Genomic DNA, 6,381 nt, shown 5'->3' with positions numbered 1-6,381 from the left:
CCAGTGGGGGGCGGGGGGTCGGTGGTTGTGGTCGGGGAATTAGGCCGGGCGACGCAGGCCGCAAAGCCGGCCAGCACGGCCCGGCCCATTTCCCCGACCACGGGCGCCAGCGGCGAAGCGCCGCATTTTAAGAGAAGAGATCTTTAAAAGAGGCTTTCAAAGCAAAAATTCCAAGAATTCGCCCCGAAGGGGCGACGGCCTGGGGGCGGAAATTTTCCTGCCTAGCCTGCCGCGAAGCGGCGGCAGCGGCAGGGAAAATTCCGCCCCCATCTTCGTTCCGCCAACGCCAGCCGCCCCGGTGACCGCAGCCCTCCCCGCCCGACCACGCCGGTCGGGGGGGCCTGGGGGGAGTCACTCCCCCCAGTGGGTCCAGGGCAACGCCCTGGCGGGGTCCGGGGCAGCGCCCCGGCCGCCGGAGGCTTCGGCGCGCGCTCGGCGACCTACTTCTTGTCGTCGAGTTGCCGGGCCTCGGCGTCGGTGACGGGTTCCCAAGCCGATGGAAATAAAAGCATGATGGCCGCGAAGAAGACCAATGCGGCTGCGATGAGCGCATCTTTCATGGCTGCCTCCCCCTGACTTATCCCGGCCCCCCCGGACCGGGCTCCCTGGTTCCCTGTGTTTCGTTCTATGCTTTTTTGCTGCGCCGGCAAGGGAAATCGCGGGGCCGTCGCCGGCATTGTTTGCAGCGCCGGTCGCCTTGGGCTACATAATGGCCGAACCCATTCGGGAAACGACTTGAAGGAGCGGCAGCATGGCCCTTTTCGGAAGCGACAAGGACAAGAAATCCAAGGACGGGAAGAAGGCGGCCCAGCACAAGCCCAAGCGGCTCATCCCCGAGGACAACCTCGAGGAATTGACGAATTTTTTCGAGCCGATGCAGGAGCCGGTCGAGCTCGTCGTCTTTACCGACCCCAAGCGGAACGCGCCCTACAATACGTTCATGGAATCCCTGTGTCGGGAACTGGCGGAAATAACTCCGAAAATCATGACCCACTTCGAGACGTTGGAGAGCGACGCGGCCAAGCTGCATGGCGTGGATTTTTCGCCCACGCTCCTTCTCGCGCCGGACCGGTACAAGATACGTTATCTGGGCGCGCCGCTCGGCGAGGAGGCGCGCACGCTGATCGAGACGATCATGCGCCTGTCCGTGGGCAAGAGCGGCCTGGGGCAGATTTCGCGCCAGCTCCTCGCGGAGTTGGAGGAGAAGCGCGACGTGAAGGTGTTCGTGAGCCCGTCGTGCCCGTATTGTCCCGGCCAGGTGTCCCACGCCTTCCACTGCGCCATCGAGCGGCCGGACCTCGTTTCCGCCGCCTGCGTGGACATATCGCAGCACACGGAGCTGGCCGACAAGTTTCATGTGGGCTCGGTGCCGCATACCTTCGTCAACGACGAGTTTTCCATGCTCGGGCTCGTGCCCGAGGAGCGGTTCGTTGTGGAGCTCGTGACGCTCAAGAGCGCCGAGGATCTCATGGCCCGGCAGCATGAGGCGGGCCTGGACATGGGCGGCGGGCTCGATGTCAAGGAAGTGGACGTGGTGGTGGCCGGGGCCGGCCCGGCCGGGCTCACGGCGGCCATGTACGCGGTGCGAAGCGGCCTTTCGGCCGTGGTGCTGGAGAAAAACGTCATCGGCGGCCAGGTGGCGCTGACCCCGGTGGTGGAGAACTATCCGGGCTTTTCCAACGTGCCGGGCAAGCAGCTCATGGAGATGATCGCGGCCCAGGCGCGCAGCTATGCCGAGGTGCACGAGGGCGAAGGCATCGAGGAGGTCAAGCTCGGCAAGCACGTGGAGGTCTACACCGACAAAACGGTGTACGTGGCGCGAGCGCTCATCCTGGCCACGGGCGCGGCCTGGAAGAAGCTCGGCGTGCCGGGCGAGGACCGCTACTTCGGCTTCGGCGTCAGCTACTGCTCCACCTGCGACGGCTATCTCTACCGCGAGAAGAAGGCGGTGGTGGTCGGCGGCGGCAACACGGCGCTGACCGACGCTCTGCACCTCAAGAACCTGGGCGTGGACGTGACGGTCATCCACCGTCGCGGGCAATTCCGGGCCGAGAAGCATCTGGTCGACGCGGTGACCAAGGAGGGCGTGGCGACGATCCTTAACGCCGTGGTCACGGAGATCGTGGGCGAGGACAACAAGGTCACGGGCGTGAAAGTGCAGGACGTGGCCGACGGCACCGAGCGGCTGGTGGGGACGGACGCGGTGTTCGTGGCCATCGGGTTCATCCCCAACACGGAGATCGCCGAGGAACTGGGGCTTGCCCTGGACACCGACGGCTTCATCAAGACGGACCGGGCCAAGCGCACGTCGATCCCGCGCATCTACGCCGCCGGCGACGTGACAGGCGGAGCGCGCCAGATCGTCACGGCCGTGGGCGACGGCTCGACGGCGGCGCTGTCGGCCTTCGAGGACCTGGCCCATCCCTACTGGAAGAAGGAGAAGACTGCCTGACGGGTCGTCCGCCGTCCCTTTCCCACCCTACAGCGTGGCGTAGAATTCCGGCGGGGACAGTTCCGTGGACTCGAACCAGCCGCGCTCGGACAGGTGGCGGCGGATGTCCTGGCACAGATCGCATTTGTTGACGTAGCCCAGGGGGCTCGCCGTGAACTCCTCGAGGTTGGCGACGTAGTCGTACATGCCGCGGATGCCGGATTCGGCCAGGGTGGACAGGATGGGGTAGAGTTCCGGGTCGAGGGGGCCGCCCAGGTCCGTGGCCCGGATGGCCAGGCCCGAGCACAGGCCCGGGGTGTAATCGCCGTAAAGGTCCATGTGGAAATGGCTGGCGTCGGTGAGTTCGGCCCGGCACTCGGCCGACGCGGCGGCCAGCACCTCGGCCACGGGACGGCGGCCCAGGGCCGGGGCGAACAGGTCGAAGGCCCGGCCGCCCAGGTGAACCCAGGTCCGCTTGAGGATCTGCGCCGGATAGTCCGGCCCGAAGCGCTGCAGGTACTCGCCGAAGGGATGGATCGTCTCCGGGTCGAAGGCCCGCAGGTCTTCGAGAAAATGCTCCTGCCAGGGAAAGACGTCCACGCCGGCCAGACCGGCCGCCTCGATGACGCCAAGCGTCTTTTTGAGCGGGATGAAGCCGTTGTGCATGGGGCTTACGGACACGAGCAGCCGGGAAAGGCCCATGCCGCGCAGCTCGGCCAGCAGTTCCACGGCCTCGTCCAGGTCCTCGAACCAGGAACCGCTCGTCTCCACGTATTCCAGGGGCATGCCCGTCTCGGCCGCCGCCGCCAGCACCCCGGCCAGGGACAGCGGGTCGAGCAGCGGCTCGCCGCCGCCCACGTGCATGGATGTCGCGCCCAGGGACAGGGCCTTGGCGAAAAGCTCCGTGGCCGTGGCCTGGTCGATGTACTGCGCCTCCCGGGAGGGACCGCCCCGGTACAGGCAGTGCGGACAGGCGCTCTGGCACTGGTAGGTGGCGACAAGCCCGCCCGAGCGCAGGCGCGTGACGGCGAGCGTCATGGGCCTCAGGCTCCGGCCGCGTCCGCCAGGGCGGCCAGCACGGCCGCGGCGTGCCCGGCGGCCTTGGCCACCTTGGGCCAGGCCTGACGCACCATGCCCTTGGGGTCGATGAGGAAGGTGGAGCGCACCGCGCCCATGCATTCCTTGCCGCACATCTTCTTCATGCGCCAGACCCCGTAGGCGTTGTGGGCCGCAAGCTCCGGGTCGGAGAGCAGCAGGACGGAAAGGGCGTGTTTGTCGATGAATTTGGCGTGGCTGGCAGGCTTGTCGCGACTGACCCCGACCACGGCCGCGCCCAGGGCTTCGAACCGGGGCAGCAGGTCCGTGAATTCCAGGGCCTCGGTGGTGCAGCCGCTGGTGAGGTCTTTCGGGTAGAAATAGAGCACCAGCCAGCGGCCGGCGAAATCGGCCAGGGAATGGAGCACGCCGGCCGCGTCGGGCAGGCGGAAGTCCGGGGCGGGCCGCCCGGGCATGGGCCAGATTTCGTCGCTCATGGCTGCTCCATCCTGGCGGGCGGCAGGTCCGTCGCGGCCAGTTTCTTGTGGATCGAATCGATGTCTTCCACGGGGTAGCGTTGCCGCAAATAAAAGTAGCGGTCCACCACCTTGAGCACATAATCCCGGGTTTCGTCAAAGGGGGGCACGCCGCCGGCCTTGGCCACGGCCCCCGGGCCGGCGTTGTAGGCAGCCAGGGCCATGACCTCGGTCTGGAACTTGTCCAGCATGGATTTGAGGTAGCGCGTGCCGGCGGCGATGTTGCGTTCGGCGTCGAAGGGCTCGGTCAGGCCCAGAAACTTCTGGGTGTCGGGCATGATCTGCATGATTCCCTGGGCGCCTTTGGGCGAGACGGCGCAGGGGTTGAAGCGGGATTCCTGCTCGATGAGCGCGTAGACCAGGCGCGGGTCCAGGCCGTTTTTGCGGCTGTGGATGTTGACCAGGCGCAGGAGCTTCTTGTCCTCGATGAGCGCGGGGTAGCGGCAGGCGACAGGATTCGCCCCACCCAGGCGGCGGCCGGCCTGGCGCAAGGAAGCGTCGCGCTTGGCCGCGGCCACGGGATCGGGCAGGCTGATCCCATGAATTTCCGTGACCGGCATGGGCGCGGTGGCCATCTTCGGACCGGCGGCGAAAATCGGCCCGCAAAGCAGAAGAAACAGGCCGGCCAGGAAGGCCGGCGTCGCGACACGCATCAGGCAACGCTCCTTGGCGACATGCCTCTTGCCCCTACCCCCTTCGCCAGGGATTGACAAGAAAGGGGGATCAACGGACCTGACGCCGCCAGCGGTCTATGGTGTCGCCGATGAAGCCCGTGTCGTTACACGGCGCGGACCAGACCGCGGAGAATCGGGCCGTGTCGCTGCGCGGCCGTTCGTTTTCGTCCAGGTCGCGCAGACGGATGCGCATGGGCACGGGCACGCCCTCGCCCACCACCACCGCCTCCTGGGTGCGCAGGGCCGGCAGGGCGGCGAGCAGCCCGGCGGCGTTTTCCGGCATGGCCCGGCGCACGAAGAGCTGGTCCTGCTCGTTGCTCATGCGCAGCGACACCAGGGTGTTGACCTGGGACAGCACGGTTTCCGAGATTTCCGAAGGCCGCTGGGTGACCAGGCCCAGGGACACGCCGTACTTGCGCCCCTCCTTGGCGATGCGCGACAGGGCCCGGCGCGTGGGGCCGAAGGCCGCCGCCGTGTCGCGCGGCACGTAGCGGTGGGCCTCCTCGCACACGAGCAGCACCGGCACCCCCCGGCCCCGCTCGGCCCACAGGGCGAAGTCGAAAATGAGCCGGCACAGCACCGAAACCACCACGTCCACGATCTCCGCCGGCACGCCGGCCAGGTTGAAGATGGTCAGCGGCCGTCCGCCCGCCGGCAGGCGCAGATAACGCGAGAGCACCGCCGCCATGTTGTCCTCGATGGTGAGCTGGCCGAACATGAAGGAGAAGCGGCGGTCGCGGCGCAGGGCGTCCAGGCGCGCCGTCAGGCGCAGATAGGGCACGGAGCTCTCGGGCTTGTCCAGGCGGCCCATGCCGATCTTGAGCAGCTCCGTCACCCGGGCCAGACGGTAGGGCGTGGGCGTGTCGATGGTCAGCCCCGCCTCGTCGCCGCCGGCCCCGCGCCAGTACTCGGCCTTGGCCGCCAGCACGCACTCCTTGAGGATGTTCGCCTCCACCTCGCGATACGGCTGCTCGCCGCTGCAAAAGACCTGCACCATCTCCTCGAAGTCGAGCAGCCAATAGGGCAAGGCCAGGTTGTCGGGCGTGACCGACTCGGCCATGTCGCCAAAGGCCGAGGCGTACTCGTCGTGGGGATCGAGCAGCACGATGTGGCCGCTCGGGTGGGCCGAAAGCACCGAACGCAGCAGCACCGCCACGGTGCAGGACTTGCCCGAGCCCGTGGTGCCGAGCACGGCGAAATGCTTGCCCAGGAAATCGTCCACCACCATGAAGGCCGGCACCTCGGCGTCCTGATGCAGGCTGCCGATAAGCACGCTCGACTTGGCGGGCTTGGCGTAGATGCGGGCCAGGTCCTGCGAGGCGGCCAGACGCGCCGGGCCGCCGAGACAGGGGCTCACCGACACGCCGCGCGTGAAGGAAAAGGCGTCCGTCTCCGGCCCCAGGCTCTCGCCGAGCAGGGCCAGCCTGGCCAGCCGCAGGCCACTCTCCCCGGCCGCCGGCGACGGCATCTCCAGCGCCTGCACAAGCCCGAACACCATGGAACGCGGCGAAGGCAGCACCACCATCTCGCCCAGGCGCACCTCGCCGGCCACGGCGGCGTCGAGCACCAGCGTCACTTCCGCGCCCTCGACCGAGGAAATGGAACCTATGTACTTGCGTTGCATAAGGAAGAATGCCTCCGGCGGCCGGGGGGGATAATCCCCCCCGGCCCCCCTTGGCGGGGGGCGGGCGACGGGCCGGGATGC

5 protein-coding genes are annotated in these 6,381 nt (G+C 67.7%); 1 reads left to right on the top strand and 4 read right to left on the bottom strand.

Annotated elements, in window-relative coordinates:
- The first annotated feature begins 751 nt into the window (after nucleotides 1-751).
- Nucleotides 752-2,452 (top strand): FAD-dependent oxidoreductase, encoded by a 1,701-nt coding sequence (locus tag Q1K70_RS20610; protein WP_300164091.1) that lies wholly within the window; start codon nucleotides 752-754, stop codon nucleotides 2,450-2,452.
- 27 nt (nucleotides 2,453-2,479) lie between these two features.
- Here the strand turns inward: Q1K70_RS20610 and Q1K70_RS20605 are convergent, their stop codons facing one another.
- From Q1K70_RS20605 to Q1K70_RS20590, 4 genes are all read right to left on the bottom strand, one after another.
- Nucleotides 2,480-3,469 carry a radical SAM protein gene (locus Q1K70_RS20605; RefSeq protein WP_300164088.1) on the bottom strand — a complete coding sequence of 330 codons (990 nt, stop codon included), beginning with the start codon at nucleotides 3,467-3,469 and terminating at the stop codon, nucleotides 2,480-2,482.
- Between the two features lie 5 nt (nucleotides 3,470-3,474).
- Nucleotides 3,475-3,963: a peroxiredoxin gene (locus tag Q1K70_RS20600; protein ID WP_300164086.1), complete on the bottom strand. Its 489-nt coding sequence runs from the start codon at nucleotides 3,961-3,963 to the stop codon at nucleotides 3,475-3,477.
- Nucleotides 3,960-4,655 carry a lytic transglycosylase domain-containing protein gene (locus Q1K70_RS20595; protein WP_300164083.1) on the bottom strand — a complete coding sequence of 232 codons (696 nt, stop codon included), beginning with the start codon at nucleotides 4,653-4,655 and terminating at the stop codon, nucleotides 3,960-3,962. The genes Q1K70_RS20600 and Q1K70_RS20595 overlap by 4 nt, the downstream gene beginning before the upstream one ends.
- 70 nt (nucleotides 4,656-4,725) lie before the next feature.
- Complete coding sequence (locus tag Q1K70_RS20590; RefSeq protein WP_300164080.1) at nucleotides 4,726-6,300, bottom strand: DUF87 domain-containing protein; 1,575 nt, start codon at nucleotides 6,298-6,300, stop codon at nucleotides 4,726-4,728.
- Nucleotides 6,301-6,381: the final 81 nt, after the last annotated feature.

The organism is Solidesulfovibrio sp. (assembly GCF_029978005.1).
Classification (GTDB): Bacteria; Desulfobacterota; Desulfovibrionia; order Desulfovibrionales; family Desulfovibrionaceae; genus Solidesulfovibrio.
This window is presented reverse-complemented; position numbering and strand designations above follow the sequence as displayed.

Coding starts and splice junctions, on each gene's coding strand:
- Q1K70_RS20610 (WP_300164091.1), top strand. CDS start 752: ATGGCCCTTTTCGGAAGCGACAAGGACAAGAAATCCAAGGACGGGAAG.
- Q1K70_RS20595 (WP_300164083.1), bottom strand. CDS start 4,655: ATGCGTGTCGCGACGCCGGCCTTCCTGGCCGGCCTGTTTCTTCTGCTT.
- Q1K70_RS20600 (WP_300164086.1), bottom strand. CDS start 3,963: ATGAGCGACGAAATCTGGCCCATGCCCGGGCGGCCCGCCCCGGACTTC.
- Q1K70_RS20605 (WP_300164088.1), bottom strand. CDS start 3,469: ATGACGCTCGCCGTCACGCGCCTGCGCTCGGGCGGGCTTGTCGCCACC.
- Q1K70_RS20590 (WP_300164080.1), bottom strand. CDS start 6,300: ATGCAACGCAAGTACATAGGTTCCATTTCCTCGGTCGAGGGCGCGGAA.